Raw genomic sequence first — 18,377 nt, forward strand, 5'->3', positions numbered from 1 at the left:
GTTCTGCTCGTCCGAGCACGCCCAGCGAGCAGAACGAGCACTATCGGCCGCTCGGAACTGGACGTCTGCGGCAACCGGTTTGGACAGGTGTCGGGACTTTCGACTGGCCGTCGAAACCGCCGCTTCGCCGCGTTACCGTGGTCGCGCTCCCACATTCCGTGGAAGTGGAATTCGCGAGAGTCGTTCCGAGCACGGCTTGGCTCGACATGAGCTTGGAGGTCAGTCATGCCATTCGTGACAACGGACGACGGCACGGAAATCTACTACAAGGATCTGGGCGACCCGACGGCGCAGCCCATCATGTTCCACCACGGTTGGCCGCTGTCGTCGGACGACTGGGACGCGCAGGTCCTCTTCTTCCTGTCCAAGGGGTACCGCGTGGTGGCCAGCGATCGGCGCGGACACGGGCGGTCCTCGGAGATCGGCTCAGGCCACGACATGGATCACTACGCCAGCGACGTGTCGGCGGTCGTCGAGCACCTCGACCTGCGCAACGTCGTCCACATCGGCCACTCGACGGGTGGTGGTCAGGTCGCGCGGTACGTCGCCAAGTACGGCGAGCCGCAGGGTCGTGTGGCGAAGGCGGTCCTGGTCTCGTCCGTGCCTCCGCTGATGGTGCAGACCGACGCCAACCCCGAAGGGACACCCATCTCGGTCTTCGACGGCTTCCGGAGCGCGCTCGCCGCGAACCGGGCGGAATTCTTCCAGGCCGTGGCTTCGGGCCCGTTCTACGGCTTCAACCGTGACGGTGTCACCGTGTCCCAGCCCGTAATCGACAACTGGTGGCGTCAAGGCATGACCGGCAGTGCCGTGGCGCACTACGAGGGCATCAAGGCGTTCTCCGAGACCGACCAGACCGAGGACCTCAAGGCGATTTCCGTGCCGGTCCTCTGCATGCAGGGCGATGACGACCAGGTCGTGCCGTACAAGGACGCGGTCATCAAGCAGGCCGAGCTCCTCAGCAACGCGACCCTCAAGGTCTACGAGGGCTTCCCGCACGGCATGCTGACCACCCACGCCGACATCATCAACCCCGACCTCCTCGCCTTCATCGAGCAGTAAGGGAACCACCACCGGAGACGGACGGCGCACCCGGGTCATCTCGGGTGCGCCGTTCGTGTGATGGCCGAGTCCGGCCGTCGCAATGACCCGACGTCGATCCCTCGGCGGATGTCTCCGCTGGTGTTCGGGCGAACGGTCGACTCAACGACGCACACATGGACCCGACGCGCCCAGGACGAGGACCGGCCCCCACTCGGACGTGTCAGCGAATTCGTCGAGACGCACGTAGTAACCGTCATCGGAGATGAAGGAGACGCCGCTCGTGAGGTCTGAGGAGTCGTCGGCTGCGACCACCTTCTCGACCTTCCAGGCCGCCCTGTCGGCATACATCGCTGCAGCCTCGTCCAACCAGGCGTTGCGATCGAAGTCCTCCGCGACGCTCACGGTGATGCTGCCGTCGTACTGGACGGCACCGCCGCTGCAGGCGAGTTCCACGTCGTTCTGGCTCACCGTCGACGCTCCGTCCGGCAAGGTCGCTTCGAACTCCTGACGCAGGGAGAGCGCTTGTTCCTTGGCAGACTCGTAGCTCGGCCCACGGTCGAACACACCACACCCCGCCAGTGCGCCGACGAGACACAGGGCGAGGAGAGTGCTGACGGCGCGGCGCATGGGGACCTTCCTACCACGGCGGCACGTGTTAGACACGAGGCATGAGGCACTTCCCGATGACGCATGAGCTCGGCCGGATCGACGTCGTGACGCTCGACGACATCGCCGCCCTCAGTCAGGACGTCGCACTCGACATCGAGCAGGTGCAGGCGGCCTGGCCGGCGTTCGAGAACTCGTTCGACTCGTTGCGCGGCCGCAGGATGATGGGCCTGGTCTACGGAGGAAGTGACAGGTACCGCATGGCGTCCGCGCGGCTGGACCGGGATGCCGACAACCCGCTCGGCCTGGAAGAGACCGTGGTCCCCGGCGGCGACTACCTCAGGCTGCGTCTTCGCGGCGAGGTGCCCGGCGTCTACGCCCGGATCGGCGACGCCTTCGAGGTGCTCTTCGACCTCGCCGATCACGACGAGAGCCGTCCCCACATCGAGCACTACCGGCGCGAGGGCGAGGTCGACTGCCTCGTTCCAGTCAGGTCGCCCAGCTGAGCTGTCGGCTCAGCCCACCAACGGGTACCAGTGTCGGTCGCGCAGCTGATGCTCGTCATCGTCGAGACGCACCCAGGTTCCGTCAACCATCGGAGTCGCGTCCGAAGCCCACACGCCGAAGTGGGCGGCAGGGACCGGCCAGTCGTATCCGTCGGCCAGCGCCTCCACGACGTTGCGCACGGCGCCGATGAACCGAAGGCCAATGGCCTCGCCGGTGATGCGTTGCGCCAGCTCACGAACGGCCGCCGTCCCGTCCACGTCATCGGATACAGCCTCGAGCATTGGCAGATCGAGCCGCCCTGTGCCCTGCCTCGGCACGCAGAAGACCTGGTCGGAGTCGCGGAGGAGCAAACGTACGACCGACATCGGCCGGGGTGGCGTCGTCCGGCGGATCACATCGGCCCTGCCTCCGGGAGGCAGCCACGGCGCGTCGTGCCTCACGTGGACGAGCGTCTCGTCTTCGTTCACGCCGCGAGCGTACCGGAACCCAGGGAGCATGACCGGTGCGCCTGCTCGAGCTCTCGGTCAGATGCGTTCAGCGAGATCGTTACTCGTTTGCCACTCCCAGCGGCGGGAGGATGCCCTGGGCCGCCGCCACGGCTCGGGCGACGATGAGCGGCGGGTCGACGATCGCTCCGGTGGCGATCAGCGCGTCGAGCTCCGACAGCGGGATGCGCACGAGCCGCACCTGCTCCGCGGGATCCGACAGGTCTGCCAGGCCGGGGCGGATGCCTCGAGTCGAGATGAACAGGTGTGTCGGCCAGGACGCTCGCCCCGGGTTCATGAAGAAGGTGTGCAGCGGTCGGAGGTCGTCCGGAACGATACCGAGCTCTTCTTCGAGCTCACGCCGGGCGGCATCGAGCGGGGCTTCGTCTGTTCGACCGGCACCGCCCGGCAGGTCATGGATCCAGCGGTCGAGCGGGTATCGGTACTGACGTGCGAGGAGCACGTCGTCGCCGTCGATGATCAGCGAGGCGACGGAGAAGGGAACGCTCTCGTCGACGAGATAGCTCGACCGCGACCCGTCCGGCAATCGGACCTCGTGATCGACCAAGGTCACTCGACCTCGCTGGACCGTCCTCTTCTCGAGCGTGGTCCAACGTGATTCATCCGGAACAGGCATCCGCCCACCCTACGGTCGACTACCGTCCGGCGATCATGTCGTCAGCGGAAATCGCCCAGCTGACGCTCGACGGGCACCGTGCCCTCGACGATCACGTCACCGGTGTGCGCGGTCGTGACGGTCTCGATCAAGACGATCTCAACCTCCTCGTCGGCGATGGGATTGTGCTGCACGCCCCGCGGCACCACGAAGAACTGGCCCGGCGTGAGCACGACCTCCTCATCGTCGGGGAGCTGGATACGGAGCGTGCCCGAGACGACGAGGAACATCTCGTCTTCGTTCGCGTGGTCGTGCCAGACCAACTGGCCGAGGAGCTTCGCCACCTTCACGTATTGATCGTTGACCCGCCCGACCACTCGAGGAGTCCAGTGGGCCTCGACCTGTCGGAGTTCGGCGGCGATATCGATTCCGTGGAGAGCAGTCATGCATCCATCGTCTCGCGACTGACGTACCTCGTGGCACGGTATCGCCCCTCAGTCTCGGTGCGCGCCGGCTTCCGACCACACAACTGCAGCACTGAGCGCGCCGGTTGCACGATCTCAGCGCTCTCCACATCCGACTCGGTGCCGACATCAGGGCCATCCGGAGTCCGATGCGATGCCGGTGGCAAGTCCATACGGTCGAGGCATGCCGCTCTCTATCCCGCATCGCCGCGCCCTCCTACCGTTCGCTGCGGTGACCCTCTTCGCTCTCACCCTCCTCGTCGCCCCAGCGCCGGGCAGCGTCAGCGTCGTCGGCACGCGCTGGCTCGCCGCCCTCGGCTCGGCCATCCCGAACGTCGAACTCGCCTCGGAGATCGGCCTCGCACTCCTGGCGGCGACGACGATGTCGACGGCTGCGTTCGCCTGGGTCCGCCACCCGGAACGGCGGGCGCGGCTGCTCGCCGGCGCCGCCGGGGGCGGCCTCGCCTACGCCGCGAGCGAGGGACTGAAACTCCTCTTCGCCCAACCTCGACCATGCACCCGGTGGTCGATCGCGACCGAATGCCCGCCGGCCGGCGACTGGTCACTGCCGTCGAATCACGCGACGCTCGCGTTCGGAGCGACCGTCGTCATAGCGATCGCCGTCGGCCGTTGGTGGGTCACATGCTCGGCGCTCGCGCTGGCGGCGCTCGTCGCCGCCGGCCGGGTCGTGCAAGGCGTGCACTACGTCCATGATGTCGCGATGGGAGCGGTCCTGGGCCTGGCGATCACGACCGTCCTCATCGTTGCGACAGTGGCATGGCAGCGCCGCTCAGCCGCGACCCGCTCGTCATCGGGGAGACGGTGACGACAGCCGTGACCCGACGGCGCACCTCACCTACGATGACGTGATGGTCGACGACAACGAGCGCGGATTCCGTCGCGCCCTCATCGAAGCGAGCGCCTATTTCGGGCTCGATCATGAACGCCTCGAGCCGCTCGGCGGGATGACCGGGCGGGTGTTCGGGATCGACGACGCCGTGCTGCGCCTCGGTTCCCCGGAGACGATCGCGCACGAACTCGCCGCTGCGAACGCAGCCTCCGTGGCGGTGCCGGTTCCAGCGACCCTCGGTACCTTCGTCCCGACCGACGGCGGACCATGGGCGGCCTCGCTCATCGAGCGGGTCGACGGCACCGTCGCCGCCGATCTCAGCGGGGTGACCGCGGAGCGGGCCTTCACCCGGGGTCTGGCCTGTGGTCGTGCGCAGGCGGCGCTGTGGACGGTCACCGCTCCGCCGGCGTTCGCCTCCATCGACGGCGAGCGCTCGCTCCTGCATCTCGATCTCCACCCGTTGAACATCCTGCTGGGGCCGGACGACCGCGTGACCGCCGTCATCGACTGGACCAACGCCGCAGCCGGGTCGCCGGACTACGACCAGGCCAGGACCTCCGCCATCTTCCGGCTGGACCCACACGCGATACCGCTGCTCGACCAGCCGGTGTGGCGGGCGTTCCTCGCAGGCTGGACCGAGGGCGCGAGCCTCGACGACGCGTCGACGGCTGCGCGCATCTGGGCCTGCCGGTTCATGCTGCACGATCTGCAGCACCGCCACCCCGGGGATGCACTCGACCACGTGCGTCACGAGCTGGAGGTCCTCGAGGAGGCCACCGAGAGTGCGCAATCCGTCCCCTGACGCTCCGGTCAAGAGCAGAACGGGCGCTCTGGGCGGCGGCGTCAGACCGGCCGGTACCGCATGGCGATCATGCGTGTCTGGCCCCTGCCAGACTGGCATCGATGATCATCCGCACCGAACGAACCACCCTCGCACCGATCTCACCGGCGCTCGCGCGACGCATCGTCGAACGCGATGAGCGCGACGGTGACGCCTGGCACCCGGAGTACCCCTTCGCCGACGAGCTCGGCCCGCTCCGTGGCCTCGCGGAATCGACCGACGGCGACCCGATCTTCACGATGTACCTCATCCGTGATGCCGACGAGTCGGCCGTCGGTGGCTTCGGCTTCTTCGGTCCGCCCGACAGCACTGGTCGCGTCGAGTTCGGCTACGGTCTCGTTCCCGCCGCTCGCGGGGTCGGACTCGCGACGGAAGCGGTCGCCGGCGCACTGTCGTTCGCCGCAGCGCATGGCGCAGAACGGGCGGCCGCGGAGACCGACGTCACCAACCTCGCATCCCAGCGGGTCCTCCTGAAGGCGGGACTCGCCGAGACCGGACGCACGGCCACGACGGTGTCGTTCGCGCGCGAACTCTGACAGGAGATGCCAGCCATGGTCGGGGCCCGACGCCCCCTCCGCCCGCGCGCGACGTGAGGAGACCGTCTGGGTTCCGGGGAACGATGTATGGATCCCGTGAGGACTGGTACTCGGGCAGAATGCGAGGCGTAGACCGGAGGTCATGACCCTCACGACGATCCTGCCTTCACTCCGCCGCAGCATCCCGGACCCGTTCCTCCCCGACCGCTGGCCGGCACACACCCACCTCAGCACCACGGACGTGATCGTCGACGACGTTCCGATGCTGCGCCTGGTCGAGCAGTGCGGAACCCCGTGCGTCCATTCGGCGGCAGCGGTGATCCCCGGCACAGGCGGATGCCCCTCGCCCGTCAAGCAAACCTCCGTGGTCGTCATGCGCGTCGTCGCTGCGGCGTTCGGCGAGGACGGCCATCACCTCACCCTCGACGCCTGTCTCGCAGACGTCGAGCCGTGCTGGTCGGAACTCCGGCTGATCGGGCGAGCGTCGACGACGCACACGGTGTCGTTCCACCTCGACAGCGCGGCAGGAACCGAGCAGCGCGTGCTGCTCCCCCGCGACCTCACGCCTGGAGACCTGCTCGCTGTGCCGTGTCGCGGGGAGGTCACTCAGGCGGTCGGCTCGGCGTCGGGCTTCATCCAGAACGGCGAGTAGTGGTACCCGTCGGGGTCGTCGAACTGGCGCTGGTACATGAACGGGTAGTCGTCGGTGTCGCCGATCCGTCCACCCGCGGCACCGGCGCGCTCGACGAGCTCGTCGACCGCCTCGCGACTGCCGAGGTCGAAGGAGACCGTCACCTTCGAGGGCGTGTCCGGTCCGCCGATCAGCTCCTCGGTGCCGCCGACGCTCGCGTACATCTCTCGGCTCCCGAGCATGACGTATTGCCCGGGAGCGATCTCGAAACAGGAGACCTGGTCAGAGGACATCGCCGCGTTGCGGGTCCAGCCGAGGGCGTCGTAGAAGGCGGTCGCGCGTTCGACGCTCTCGACCGGACACGTGATGAAGAGGCTCATGCGGTCAAGCTACGCCCGGCGTGAGCGCGCCCACAAGGACGTCTTTCCGAGGTTCACTCGGACGGCGCCCACGGCACGGTCGGATCGATCGTCGTCGCGATCCTCGCGCTGATCTCGGCCAGTTGCCGCACCTGCGCCGCCGTGAGGGAACCGAAGACGAGCTCCTCGACGAGGGCATGGTGCGCGGGTGTGGACCGGGCGACGTGCGCGTGGCCGTCGTCCGTGAGGACGGCGAGGGTGAACCGACCATCGGTGGGGTCGACCTCGCGTCGCACCCAGCTCTGCTTCTCGAGTCGCGAGACCGCGCGGGAGAGCCGCGAGAGCGTGCTGCTCGCGTACCCGGCGAGCGTGCTCATCCGGAGTGTGCGGTCCGGGGCGGTGTCGAGCGCGAAGAGCAGCCCGTGCTCGTAGTGGGTCAGCCCGCTGTCTCGCTGCAGCTGGGCGTCGAGTGCCGCGGGAAGCCGCTCCACCAAGGTGGCGACTGAGGCCCAGGCCGCGAGCCGCTCGCCGCTGAGGCCAGGATGTTCGGCGGATTCGGTCATGGGGCAAGCCTATTCGACTTGCTTGAGCAAGTGAACCGACCTAGAGTGACTTGCCTGAGCAAGTGAGGCGGCGTATCGCCGACAGAGGGAGACGACATGGACCTACAACTCCGCGGCAAGACGGCGTTCATCAGCGGATCGACCGGCGGCATCGGTGCCGCCGTCGCGCGGAGGCTCGCTGCCGAAGGCGCACGCGTCATCGTGAACGGACGCTCCGAGCAGGCGGTGCAGGACGCGGTCGCCGCGCTTCGGCGCACGCACCCCGATGCCGGCCACGACGGGATCGTCGCGGATTTCGCCGATCCCGCCTCCGTCGAGCGACTGCTCGGTGACCTCCGCGCCGTGGACATCCTCGTGAACAACGTGGGCCAGTTCGGTCTCGCGGAATTCGAGGCCATCTCGGACGACGACTGGTCCCACGTCCTCGAGGTCAACCTGATGAGCGGCGTCCGGCTGTCCCGGCACGCCCTGCCAGGCATGTTGGATCGTGGCTGGGGGCGCATCCTCTTCATCAGCAGCGAGTCCGGCGTGAACATCCCCGCCGACATGATCCACTACGGCGTCTCGAAGGCGGCGATGATCGCCCTCGGCAATGGACTCGCGAAGCTGACCCGCGGCAGCGCCGTGACGGTCAACACGATCCTCGGCGGCCCGACCTACTCGGCCGGCGTCGCCACGACGATCGAGTCGATCGCCGCCGGCCAGGCCGCGCCGGTCGACGCGGTGAAGGCCTCGATCATCGGTCGCAACACAACCACTCTGCTCGAACGCTTCATGGAGCCCGAGGAGATCGCCTCGCTGGCGGCCTACCTCGCGAGCCCCCTGGCGTCGGCGACGAACGGCGCGGCCCTGCGTGCGGACGGCGGAGTGCTGACCGGGATGCTCTGAACCCAGCCAAGCACTCCGCCGCTCGTCGAGATCACGTCGTCTCGCTGAGGAACTCGGCTCAGGCGTTCCGGCGGCGGACGAGCAGGAACGCCGCGCCTCCGGCCAGCAGCGCCAGTGCGCCACCCACCGACGCCCACAGCTCCGCACCCGTTCGTGCCAGCTCTCCTCCGGGACGCCCATCGGTGGGCACGACAGGAGTCACTGCCGCCGGGACGCCCGTGTACCACGAGGCATCCGACACCGACACGGTCTCCAGGTCGGGTCGTGCGGCGCCGGTCGAGTCGGCAGGGACACCGACGGCCGTCGCGGTGTTCATGTAGGGCCCGTCGATGGCCGTTCCGTTCGCGACGCAGGTCACCGACTCGCCGGGGGCGAGCAGCGCGATCACGTTGCCGCCATCACCACAGACGATGTCGGCGCCGTCGACCTGGTCGTCCGTGACGACGACCTCGGCGAGGTGGGTGTTGCCGGCGTTGCCGACCCGGTAGGTCCAGGCGACGGCGCTGTCGATCACGATCTCCGGGCCGGGTGCCTCGGTGACATCCTGATCGTTGGTGAACTTCTCCATCGAGATTGCTGGCGCGACCGCCTCGAGCGGGAGTTCGAACGCCCACCACAACCCGGACATGGGAGTGGTGTTCGGCGAGGAGCCGTTCAGCGTGATCGTGAGGTCGGAGATCTCGGTGTTGGTGGTGAAGGTCTGCGTGACGCCGTTCGCGCCGGCCGGGCACACCGAACTAATGTCGACCTGACCCGTCTCCGCATCCACCGTGACCGCGCCGGGGGTTCCGGATCCGGTGTCCGCCCGGTAGTCCAGCCAGGACCCGGCGACATCGGAGGACAGCCGTGCGCTCTCCGACGCCCCGTCGCGGCACACATCGACGTCGTTGAAGGCCAGGACCGCGCCGGCGGGAAGGGCACCACCTTGCAGACCGGAGAAGTCGAAGGTGTAGGTGGCGCTCCCCTCGTTGTTGAAGACCGTCCAGGAATCCGCGTACACCTGCCCGACGGGCGTCTGTTCGGCGTTGTTGAACTTGGGTCCGATCGTCGGCAGGAAGGTACCGGCATCTGTCCGACCACTGGTCGACACGGCCATCTGGACCTCGCCGATCGCTGCCGGCGGGAGCACCTTGCCGGTCGACGGGTCCGGCTCGCGGAATCGCAGTGGGTAGGTCTGGCCATCAGCCAGCGTGGTCTGGTCCATTCCGGTCAGGCCGGTCACGCCATCGCTGGTCAGAGGCGGGACGGTGGTTCCGATCGGGTGGTCCGGCGTCATCGGTGCAGACGCCGCGTGAGCCGGCGCGGCCATCAGCGTCGAGCCGACGGTGGCGAGGACCGCCAGAGTGATGAGGTTCGTCGTCCGTTTCGTGGACATGGTTCTCCTAGGGGGCGCGGTGCATGGGTGGGCCTCACCGAAGCTGTCGCGAACGCGGGTCATCGACATCCGGTGAAGGGGCGGTGCGGCGGAACGTCATGACGACGCCTCGGGGAGGACGTCAGGTCTCGCCACATATCGACTCGTTTGAGTAACTGATATGTAAGACGTTATATGACGAATGCGAAATACTCAACCGTCGTTGCGGAGTGCAACCACACGGTCGACGTCACTCGGTCGAGCGACGCTCCCGGACCGCGTCGAAGGTCCGCTGCAGCGCACCGATGGACGCTTCGGCGTCGACCTGGGCGACTCCGATGAAGAGGCAGTCGACGACCATCAGCTGTGCGATCCGGCTGCCGAGCGCTCCCGAGCGGAACGCCGTCTCCCGCGCGGACGTCTGGAGGACGATGTCCGCGCTGGTCGCCAGGGTCGACTCCGCGTGGTTGGTGATCGCGATGGTCGTCGCCCCGGAGCGGGCCGCGAGCCGGAGGTAGTCGACGGTGTCAGCGGTCGCGCCGGAGTGCGAGATCGCGACGGCGACCGCCTGCTCGTCGAGGATCGCAGCGGCGGTCCAGGCGGCATGCGGGTCGGGCCATTCGAGCGCCACGCGCCCGATCCGCGAGAGCTTCCGCTGCAGGTCGACGGCGACGATGGAGCTCGCTCCGACACCGAAGATGTCGACCCGGCGAGCGCCGGCGACCGCGGCGACCGCACGCGTGAGGGCTGCCGTGTCGAGCGCCTGTGCGGTGTCGGCGATCGAGAGGGATTCGTTCGCGGCGACCTTCGCGACGATGTCGTCGAGGCTGTCTCCGGCGACGATGTCGGGCGACTGCACGTTCGTCCCGGCGAGCGCGAGCCGCTCGCGGAGGTTCTCCTCGGTCAGGTCGTGGCGGAAGTCCTTGAAGCGGTCGTAGCCGATCTTGCGCGTGAAACGGACGACCGTCGTCGTCGACGTCGACGCCTCTTCGGCGATCTCGGCGACCGACCGCGTCGCGAAGGCGCCCGGGTCGGCGAGCAGCGATTCGGCGATCCGCCGCTCGGAGGGACGGAGTTCGTCGATACGAGCGCGCACCTCGGTGGACACCGCCCGTGATGTCCGGTGGACGTCGGCTCCCATCGGTGCTCCTCTCGACCGTCAACACTGTACCGTCGGCACCCACCGGCAGGATGTATGGAAATTACCATCCGTCGTTGAATTGTGTATGTTTGTTGCACCGACTCGCGACCAGTGCCCTCCTCAGGTGCGGACTGGCCGACACGTGTAGCGGAGTACCGCGGGTGCTGCCGGCATGCACGATCCAGGAACCAAGGGAGGTCCCGTGACCAGCTCCACACCACGCAGCGACGTGATCAGCAGCACCGCCCGACGCCGGGCCATCGTCGCCGGCAGCGTCGGCAACTTCATCGAGTGGTACGAGTTCGGGATCTACGGGTTCCTCGCCACGATCCTCGCCGCGCAGTTCTTCAGCGACGGCCAGCAGACCGGCATCGAGTCGCTCATCGCGACCTACGCGTCCTTCGCGATCGCCTTCTTCTTCCGCCCGGTCGGGGCGGCGCTCTTCGGCCGGATCGGCGATCGGATCGGCCGCAAGCCGACGCTCATCCTCGTCCTCGTCATGATGTCCGGGGCGACCGCACTCATCGGCATCCTCCCGACGTACGCCTCCATCGGCATCGCGGCGCCCATCCTGCTCACGATCGTGCGCATCCTGCAGGGCCTGTCCGCCGGCGGTGAGTTCGGTGGCGCCGTCTCGGTCATGACCGAGTTCGCACCTGCCGGGAAGCGCGGCTTCTACGGATCGTGGCAGTCGTTCACGGTCGCACTCGGACTCCTCGGCGGCGCCGGTACCGTCGCGCTGCTGGCATCCCTGCTGTCCGAAGCCGATCTGGCGGCGTGGGGCTGGCGGATCGCCTTCCTGCTCGCCATCCCCCTCGGCGCGGTCGCCCTGTTCCTCCGCCTGAAGCTCGAGGAGACCCCGGAGTTCCAGAAGGTCGCCGCCGCCGACACCACCGACGTCGCCAAGCCGGTGGTCGTGCGGGCGGGCGCCGCCGAGACCGCCAAGGCGATCCTCCTGGGGATCGGTCGCCTGATGGGCTGGTCCGCCGCCGGGTACACCTTCCTCGTCGTCATGCCCTCCTACCTCCAGAGCAGCCTCAACGCCTCGTTCCAGGAAGCACTGATCTCCACGGTCCTCGCGAACGCCGGCTTCGCCGCGACGATCCTCCCGGCCGGCTGGCTGTCGGACAAGATCGGTCGGCGTTGGGTGATGCTCACCGGCACCGGGCTCATCGTGATCCTGGCGCTGCCCCTGCTCAACGTGCTGCAGAACCCGGACCTCGGCGTCGGAGTTCACGGCCTCGCCGTGTTCGTCGCCGGAGCGGTCGTCGGCCTGATCGCAGGCCCGGGCCCCGCCATGCTCGCCGAGATGTTCCCCACCTCCGTGCGGTACACCGGCCTCGGGCTGTCCTACTCGATCTCGAACGCCGTCTTCTCGGGCAGCGCCGGCCTCATCATCACGTCGCTGATCGCCTCGACCGGCAACGTCGACGTCCCGGCGTACTACGTGATGGCGACCTGCCTCGTGAGCGCGATCGCCATCGGTACGCTCCGCGGGAGCGCCCACCGGGCGGAGCTGCGCAAGTGAGCCGCCCGATGCGCGTCATCGGCCTCATGTCCGGCACCTCGCACGATGCGATCGACGCCGCCGCAGCCGAGATCAGCGTGGACGGCGACACCCTCGTCGTCCGCCCGCTCGGGATGCTCACCGACGGGTACGACCCGGAACTGCGAGCCGCGATCACCGCAGCCCTGCCACCGGCGACCACCAGTGTCGACGACGTCTGCCGGTTGGACACGCGGATCGGGCAGGCCTTCGCCGATCTCGCGGTGCGAGCGGTCGCGGAGCTCTGCGACGGTGACGCCGACCTGATCGTCTCCCACGGCCAGACGATGTACCACTGGGTCGAGGACGGCCGGGTCGAGGGCACGCTCCAGCTCGGCCAGCCGGCCTGGATCGCCGAACGCACCGGTTGCACCGTCGTCGCGGACCTGCGTTCACGTGACGTCGCGGCCGGCGGGCAGGGTGCTCCGCTCGTCAGCATGATCGACGCGCTCTGGCTGGGCGGCGAGACCGCAGCGGCCGTCAACCTCGGTGGAATCGCCAACGCCACCATCGTGCGGCCCGGCCAGGACCCGATCGCGTTCGACAGCGGACCGGCGAACGCCCTCATCGACGCCGTCGTCGCCGAGCACACCGACGGCGCCCGGCAGTTCGACGCCGACGGCGAGCTCGCCGCGCGTGGCACCGTCGACGAGGAGACGCTCGACCTCCTCCTGCGCGAGCCGTACTACCAGCGCCCCGCCCCGAAGTCGACGGGCAAGGAACTGTTCCACCTCGACTACCTCCGCAAGCAGCTCGCCGGCCGTCCGACGCTTCCGATCGAGGACCTCGTCGCGACCCTGACCGAATTGACCGCACGGACCGTCGCCGACGCCGTCCGTGGGGTGGAGCGCGTCATCCTCGCCGGCGGAGGGGTGCGCAATCCCCAGCTCGTCGCGCGCATCCGGGCTGCACTCCCCGAGGCCGACGTCGTCAGCAGCGACGACGCGGGCCTCCCCTCCGACGCGAAGGAGGCGCTCGCCTTCGCCGTGCTCGGCTTCCTGACGGTGAACGGCCAGGCGGGATCCCTCCCCTCGGCCACCGGCGCCTCGCACGGCAGCGTCCTCGGCGCGATCGTCCCGGGGCACTCGCTCCCCGCGCGGACGCTCGACGGGCCGCCTCGCTCGCTGCGGTTCGAAGCATGACCGTCGACAGCCCCACGGACCACCACGACGGCGCCAGCCCGTCCGACCCAGAACGGAGGGCCGATCGTGCCTGAAGCATCGAGTACCTTGGCAGCGCTCTCCACCGAGGGACGCAACCCGCGCACGGTCGACCTCGACACGCTGGACACGCTCCGGCTGCTCGAGGTGATCAACGACGAGGACCGACTCGTCGCCGACGCGGTCCGAGCGGAACTGCCGAGCATCGCGCGCGCCGTGGAGCGCATCACGGAGGCTCGTCGGCAGGGTGGACGACTGATCTACCTCGGCGCGGGGACGAGCGGTCGGATCGGACTGCTCGACGCGGTCGAGTGCCCACCGACCTTCGGTACCGATCCCTCCGAAGTCCTGGGGCTCATCGCCGGCGGCGAGCACGCCTTCGTCGTCGCCGTCGAGGGTGCCGAGGACGACATCGAGCTCGGCGCCTCGGAACTCATCGCGGCCGACCTCCGCCCCACGGACGTCGTCGTCGGTCTCGCGGCCAGCGGTCGCACCCCGTACGTCATCGGCGGCCTGCGCTACGCACGCCACCTGGGCGCGGGGACGATCGCCGTGTCCTGCAACCGGAACGCCAGGATCAGCGCCGAGGCGGACATCGCCATCGAGGTGATGACCGGCCCCGAGGCGCTCACCGGTTCGACCCGTCTGAAGGCCGGCACCGCACAGAAGCTCGTGTGCAACATGCTGTCCACCGCGTCCATGGTGCGCTCGGGCAAGGTCTTCTCCAATCTCATGGTCGACGTGAAGCCGACCAACGAGAAGCTCGTCGACCGCGCGCAGCGGATCGTCGCCGACGCCACCGGTGTCGAACGGTCGATCGCCGACGACGCCCTGGAGCAGGCCGGCGCCCACGCCAAGACCGCCGTCGTCATGCTCCTCGCCGACGTGGACGCAGCGACGGCCGCCCGGCTGCTCGAATCACACGACGGCGACGTCCGCTCGGCCGTGGCCGCGGCGAGCGCCTGAGCAGGAACGAGAGGACACCGTGGAGATCATCATCCTTCCCGACGCCGCCGAGGTCGGTCGCGTCGCCGGCGCGAAGATCGCGTCGATCGTCGCCGGGCGGCCCCAGGCCGTCATCGGGCTCGCGACCGGGTCCAGCCCGCAGGGCATCTACGCGGAACTGGCCCGTCGCGTGCAGGCGGGCTCGCTGTCGTTCGCCGAAGCGCGCGGCTTCGCGCTGGACGAGTACGTGGGCATCCCCGCCGACCACCCCGAGTCGTACGCCAGCGTGATCGCGCGTGAGGTCGTCGCCCCGCTCGGCTTCGACCCCTCGCGCGTCCGCGTCCCGGACGGTCGCGCTGCGGACCTCGCGGCCGCCGCGAAGGAGTACGACCGGGCCATCGCCGAGGCCGGCGGCATCGACGTGCAGATCCTCGGCATCGGGTCGAACGGACACATCGGGTTCAACGAGCCGACGTCGTCGTTCGCGTCACGCACGCGCATCAAGACCCTGGCGCCGAAGACCCGCCAGGACAACGCCCGCTTCTTCGACTCGCCCGACCAGGTGCCGACCCACTGCATGACGCAGGGACTCGGGACCATCCTCGAGGCGCGCGAGCTCGTGTTGGTCGCCCAGGGGGCGGGGAAGGCCGACGCCGTCGCGGCCGCCGTCGAAGGACCGCTCAGCGCGTTCGTCCCCGGGTCGGCGCTCCAGCTGCACGAGCACGCCACCGTCATCGTCGACGAGGCAGCGGCATCAGGGCTGCAGTTGTCGGACTACTATCGCTACACCTACGACAACCGGCCGGACTGGCAACGCTTCGAATGAATCGGCCGGGCGATGGCCGACGACGCCCCATCCTCTGAGGCGTCCGGCCACCGCAGCCGCAACCCAGCACCCCGCTCCCCTGCACCCCGCTGACGCCCGCATTCGAGAAGGAAGCCTCGTGGCACACCCGACCACCGTCCCATCCCTCATGACCGAAGCCATCGGCGAAGCCGTGGGTGACCCCTCCCGGATCCGCACCCGGGCAATCGACCTGGCCGCGTACGCCGGGGATGCATCGCACTACCTGCTGACGCCCGAGGCGGTCGTCATCGCGGAGAGCGCCGCCGAGGTCGCATCGATCCTCCGGGCGGCGACGCGGTCCGCCGCGCCCGTCACGTTCCGGTCGGGCGGCACCAGCCTGTCCGGTCAGGCGTCCGGTTCCGGCATCATCGTCGACACCAGGCAGCGGTTCAAGTCCATCGAGGTGCTCGACGACGGCAAGCGCGTCCGGGTGCAGCCGGGGGCGACGGTGGCGCAGGTCAACGCGCGACTCACGCGACTCGGCTACCGCCTCGGCCCGGACCCGGCGAGCGAGGTGGCGTGCACGATCGGCGGCGTCATCGCGAACAACTCCAGCGGCATGGCCTGCGGGATCGACGAGAACACCTACCGGACGCTGGAATCGATGGTGTTCGTCCTCCCGTCCGGCACCACGATCGACACGGCCGACCCGACGGCTGACCGACAGCTCCACGAAGCGGAACCGGAACTCGCCGAGGGCATCGAGCGCCTGCAGCGCCGCGTGCGATCGGACCCGGCGTCGGTCGCGTCCATCGAGCGCCAGTTCTCCCTGAAGAACACCATGGGGTACGGGATCAACGCGTTCCTCGACTTCGAGTCGCCCGTGGACGTCCTGCAGCACCTCATCATCGGCTCGGAGGGCACGCTGGCATTCGTCGCCGAGGCGACCTTCCGCACCGTCCCCGTCCTCCCGCTGGTGTCGACGGCGCTGGCCGTGTTCCCCTCCCTCGACGCGGCGACGCGCGCGCTGCCCGAGCTGGTCGCGTCCGGAGCCGCCACGCTCGAGCTCATGGACGCCACGTCCCTGACGGTCGGGCAGCGACTTCCCGGCAGCCCGGCGGAGATCCAGGGGTTCACGCCGGACGGTCACGCGGCACTCCTCGTCGAGTACCGCTCCGAGGACGCCGTCGAACTCAGGGACCGCGCGACGGCGGGCGGTGTGCTCCTGAACGGTCTGGACGTGCACGCGCCGGTGCTGTTCTCGAGCGATGCGTCCCAGCGGTCGCGCGCCTGGGCTCTCCGGAAGGGCCTCTACGCCTCGGTCGCGGGAGCGCGGCCCTCCGGCACCACGGCCCTCCTCGAAGACATCGTCGTGCCGACCGCCGCCCTGGCAGACACCTGCGCGAGCCTGCAGGAGCTGTTCGTGCAGCACGCCTATCGCGACTCCGTCATCTTCGGTCACGCGAAGGACGGCAACATCCACTTCATGCTGACCGACCGGTTCGAGGGCGACGCCGCACTCGGCCGGTTCAACGGCTTCACCGAACAGATGGTCGACCTCGTCCTCGCGGCGGGCGGCAACCTGAAGGCCGAGCACGGCACGGGTCGCGCCATGGCACCGTACGTCCGCCGGCAGTACGGCGATGAACTGTACGGGGTGATGCTCGAGCTGAAGCGGTTGGCCGACCCGGCCGGGGTGATGAACCCCGGCGTGCTGATCGACGAGGATCCCCAGGCGCACCTCCAGGGGATCAAGCTCCAGCCGACCGTCGAGGAGGAGGTCGACCGCTGCGTCGAGTGCGGGTACTGCGAACCCGTCTGCCCGAGTCGCGACCTGACGCTGACGCCGCGGCAGCGCATCGTCGTCCGCCGTGCCGAGGAGTCCGCTCGCGCTCGCGGGGACATCGCCCTCGCGGAGGAGCTCGCGGACGACTACGACTACGCCGGCGTGCAGACCTGTGCCGTCGACGGGATGTGTCAGACGGCGTGCCCGGTCCAGATCAACACGGGCGCGCTGGTCAAGCGCATCCGGCGCACCGAGGCGGCTCCGGTCGCCGCCGCGGGCTGGAAGGCTGCTGCCACCGGTTGGGGGCCGGTCACGAGGATCGGTTCGGTCGCGCTCTCCGGCGCGAAGCTCCTGCCGGCCCCGGTGGTCGGTGCGGTGACGGACGTCGCGCGTGCCGTGCTCGGCGCGGACACCGTGCCGAGGTACTCGGGCGATCTGCCGGGCGGCGGACGGTCGCGGAAGGCCCTCGGCCGGACGGTGGGTGCCGGTGACGGTCCGACCGTCGGCATCTACGTCCCGGCGTGCGTGAACAGCATGTTCGGCGCGGCGGACGGTGGGGACGGCGTCATGGGTGCTTTCACCCGACTGCTCGAGCGGGCGGGCCTGAGCATGATGGTCCCCGACGGCGTCGAGTCGATCTGTTGCGGCACCCCGTGGTCGTCGAAGGGGTTCGCGTCCGGTGCTGCGGTGAACGAGCAACGCACGGTCGAACGCATCCGAGCGGCCGTGGCCGACAGCGGCCTCGTGGTCGTCAGCGACGCGTCGAGCTGCACCGAGGGCTTCGCGAAGCTCCTCAGCGAGAGCGGCGTGGTCGTCGAGGACGCGGTGGCCTTCGCCGCCCGGGAGATCCTGCCTCGGGTCGACGTCTCAGCGCAGATCGAGCAGCTCGTCCTGCACCCGACCTGTTCCTCACGACAGATGGGCCTCGACCCGGATCTCGTGCTGATCGGCGAAGCCGTGGCCGAGCGCGTGCACGTCCCGGACGACTGGGGCTGCTGCGCCTTCGCCGGCGACCGCGGCATGCTGCACCCCGAGCTGACGGCGTCCGCGACGAAAGCCGAGGCCGCCGAGGTCGCCGCCCTCGGTGCCGACGCGCACGCGTCGTGCAACCGCACCTGCGAACTCGGGATGACCCGCGCCACGGGCGAGGACTACCGCCACGTGCTCGAACTGCTGGACGCCGCGTCGTCTCGCGCGGAGCGTGGGGCAAGCCTGCGATGACGAGCTGAGTCGGTGACCCTAGGCACCTGTCAGGAGCTCACCTGATA

At 69.2% G+C, this 18,377-nt stretch carries 20 protein-coding genes; 12 read left to right on the top strand and 8 right to left on the bottom strand.

The annotated features are described in order from the left end of the window. Positions 1-225 precede the first annotated feature (225 nt). The gene (locus EAO79_RS02945) at positions 226-1,062 is read left to right on the top strand and encodes an alpha/beta fold hydrolase (RefSeq protein WP_079704203.1); all 837 of its coding nucleotides are present in this window, start codon (positions 226-228) and stop codon (positions 1,060-1,062) included. A gap of 141 nt (positions 1,063-1,203) precedes the next feature. Here the strand turns inward: EAO79_RS02945 and EAO79_RS02950 are convergent, their stop codons facing one another. Further along, positions 1,204-1,671: a lipoprotein gene (locus tag EAO79_RS02950; protein WP_124767723.1), complete on the bottom strand. Its 468-nt coding sequence runs from the start codon at positions 1,669-1,671 to the stop codon at positions 1,204-1,206. A gap of 41 nt (positions 1,672-1,712) precedes the next feature. Here EAO79_RS02950 and EAO79_RS02955 point away from each other — a divergent pair, with 41 nt between their 5' ends. After that, on the top strand, positions 1,713-2,156 hold the full coding sequence (locus EAO79_RS02955) for a GyrI-like domain-containing protein (RefSeq protein ID WP_124767724.1): 444 nt from the start codon (positions 1,713-1,715) through the stop codon (positions 2,154-2,156). Between the two features lie 9 nt (positions 2,157-2,165). Here the strand turns inward: EAO79_RS02955 and EAO79_RS02960 are convergent, their stop codons facing one another. From EAO79_RS02960 to EAO79_RS02970, 3 genes are all read right to left on the bottom strand, one after another. Then, a complete protein-coding gene (locus EAO79_RS02960; RefSeq protein ID WP_124767725.1) occupies positions 2,166-2,624 on the bottom strand; it encodes an NUDIX hydrolase in 459 nt (152 codons plus the stop codon). Positions 2,625-2,703: 79 nt separating this feature from the next. Further along, the gene (locus EAO79_RS02965; RefSeq protein WP_241160969.1) at positions 2,704-3,216 is read right to left on the bottom strand and encodes an NUDIX hydrolase; all 513 of its coding nucleotides are present in this window, start codon (positions 3,214-3,216) and stop codon (positions 2,704-2,706) included. A gap of 104 nt (positions 3,217-3,320) precedes the next feature. Further along, a complete protein-coding gene (locus tag EAO79_RS02970) occupies positions 3,321-3,704 on the bottom strand; it encodes a cupin domain-containing protein (RefSeq protein WP_079704208.1) in 384 nt (127 codons plus the stop codon). Between the two features lie 250 nt (positions 3,705-3,954). Here EAO79_RS02970 and EAO79_RS02975 point away from each other — a divergent pair, with 250 nt between their 5' ends. The 4 genes from EAO79_RS02975 (at position 3,955) to EAO79_RS02990 (ending at position 6,601) form a co-directional block, all read left to right on the top strand. Further along, positions 3,955-4,548 (top strand): phosphatase PAP2 family protein, encoded by a 594-nt coding sequence (locus tag EAO79_RS02975; protein ID WP_164486877.1) that lies wholly within the window; start codon positions 3,955-3,957, stop codon positions 4,546-4,548. A 43-nt stretch (positions 4,549-4,591) separates the two neighbouring features. Beyond that, positions 4,592-5,374, top strand: a complete 783-nt coding sequence (locus tag EAO79_RS02980; protein WP_164486879.1) for a phosphotransferase — start codon at positions 4,592-4,594, stop codon at positions 5,372-5,374. 101 nt (positions 5,375-5,475) lie between these two features. Beyond that, entirely contained in the window at positions 5,476-5,949 is a 474-nt protein-coding gene (locus EAO79_RS02985; RefSeq protein WP_124767729.1) for a GNAT family N-acetyltransferase, read from the top strand. A 142-nt stretch (positions 5,950-6,091) separates the two neighbouring features. Then, entirely contained in the window at positions 6,092-6,601 is a 510-nt protein-coding gene (locus tag EAO79_RS02990) for a hypothetical protein (protein WP_124767730.1), read from the top strand. Here EAO79_RS02990 and EAO79_RS02995 read toward each other — a convergent pair. Further along, positions 6,556-6,960 carry a VOC family protein gene (locus EAO79_RS02995; protein ID WP_124767731.1) on the bottom strand — a complete coding sequence of 135 codons (405 nt, stop codon included), beginning with the start codon at positions 6,958-6,960 and terminating at the stop codon, positions 6,556-6,558. The two genes, EAO79_RS02990 and EAO79_RS02995, sit on opposite strands and share 46 nt — an antisense overlap. 53 nt (positions 6,961-7,013) lie before the next feature. Beyond that, positions 7,014-7,502, bottom strand: a complete 489-nt coding sequence (locus EAO79_RS03000; protein ID WP_124767732.1) for a MarR family winged helix-turn-helix transcriptional regulator — start codon at positions 7,500-7,502, stop codon at positions 7,014-7,016. A 96-nt stretch (positions 7,503-7,598) separates the two neighbouring features. Here EAO79_RS03000 and EAO79_RS03005 point away from each other — a divergent pair, with 96 nt between their 5' ends. Further along, entirely contained in the window at positions 7,599-8,390 is a 792-nt protein-coding gene (locus tag EAO79_RS03005; RefSeq protein ID WP_124767733.1) for an SDR family NAD(P)-dependent oxidoreductase, read from the top strand. Between the two features lie 58 nt (positions 8,391-8,448). Here EAO79_RS03005 and EAO79_RS03010 read toward each other — a convergent pair whose 3' ends face one another. Continuing rightward, the gene (locus EAO79_RS03010) at positions 8,449-9,765 is read right to left on the bottom strand and encodes a hypothetical protein (RefSeq protein ID WP_124767734.1); all 1,317 of its coding nucleotides are present in this window, start codon (positions 9,763-9,765) and stop codon (positions 8,449-8,451) included. A 229-nt stretch (positions 9,766-9,994) separates the two neighbouring features. After that, complete coding sequence (locus tag EAO79_RS03015; RefSeq protein WP_124767735.1) at positions 9,995-10,885, bottom strand: MurR/RpiR family transcriptional regulator; 891 nt, start codon at positions 10,883-10,885, stop codon at positions 9,995-9,997. 202 nt (positions 10,886-11,087) lie between these two features. Here EAO79_RS03015 and EAO79_RS03020 point away from each other — a divergent pair, with 202 nt between their 5' ends. The 5 genes from EAO79_RS03020 to EAO79_RS03040 all read left to right on the top strand — a co-directional run bounded on the left by EAO79_RS03020 (position 11,088) and on the right by EAO79_RS03040 (position 18,330). Next, positions 11,088-12,413, top strand: a complete 1,326-nt coding sequence (locus tag EAO79_RS03020) for an MFS transporter (RefSeq protein WP_206428271.1) — start codon at positions 11,088-11,090, stop codon at positions 12,411-12,413. Beyond that, positions 12,410-13,573, top strand: a complete 1,164-nt coding sequence (locus EAO79_RS03025; protein ID WP_241160970.1) for an anhydro-N-acetylmuramic acid kinase — start codon at positions 12,410-12,412, stop codon at positions 13,571-13,573. The genes EAO79_RS03020 and EAO79_RS03025 overlap by 4 nt, the downstream gene beginning before the upstream one ends. 87 nt (positions 13,574-13,660) lie before the next feature. Beyond that, the gene (gene murQ / locus EAO79_RS03030; RefSeq protein WP_164486880.1) at positions 13,661-14,557 is read left to right on the top strand and encodes an N-acetylmuramic acid 6-phosphate etherase; all 897 of its coding nucleotides are present in this window, start codon (positions 13,661-13,663) and stop codon (positions 14,555-14,557) included. 19 nt (positions 14,558-14,576) lie between these two features. Next, the gene (gene nagB, locus EAO79_RS03035) at positions 14,577-15,362 is read left to right on the top strand and encodes a glucosamine-6-phosphate deaminase (RefSeq protein WP_124767739.1); all 786 of its coding nucleotides are present in this window, start codon (positions 14,577-14,579) and stop codon (positions 15,360-15,362) included. 148 nt (positions 15,363-15,510) lie between these two features. Beyond that, positions 15,511-18,330, top strand: a complete 2,820-nt coding sequence (locus tag EAO79_RS03040; protein WP_124767740.1) for an FAD-binding and (Fe-S)-binding domain-containing protein — start codon at positions 15,511-15,513, stop codon at positions 18,328-18,330. Positions 18,331-18,377: the final 47 nt, after the last annotated feature.

Origin of the sequence: Plantibacter sp. PA-3-X8 (genome assembly GCF_003856975.1) — a bacterium.
GTDB lineage: Bacteria > Actinomycetota > Actinomycetes > Actinomycetales > Microbacteriaceae > Plantibacter > Plantibacter auratus.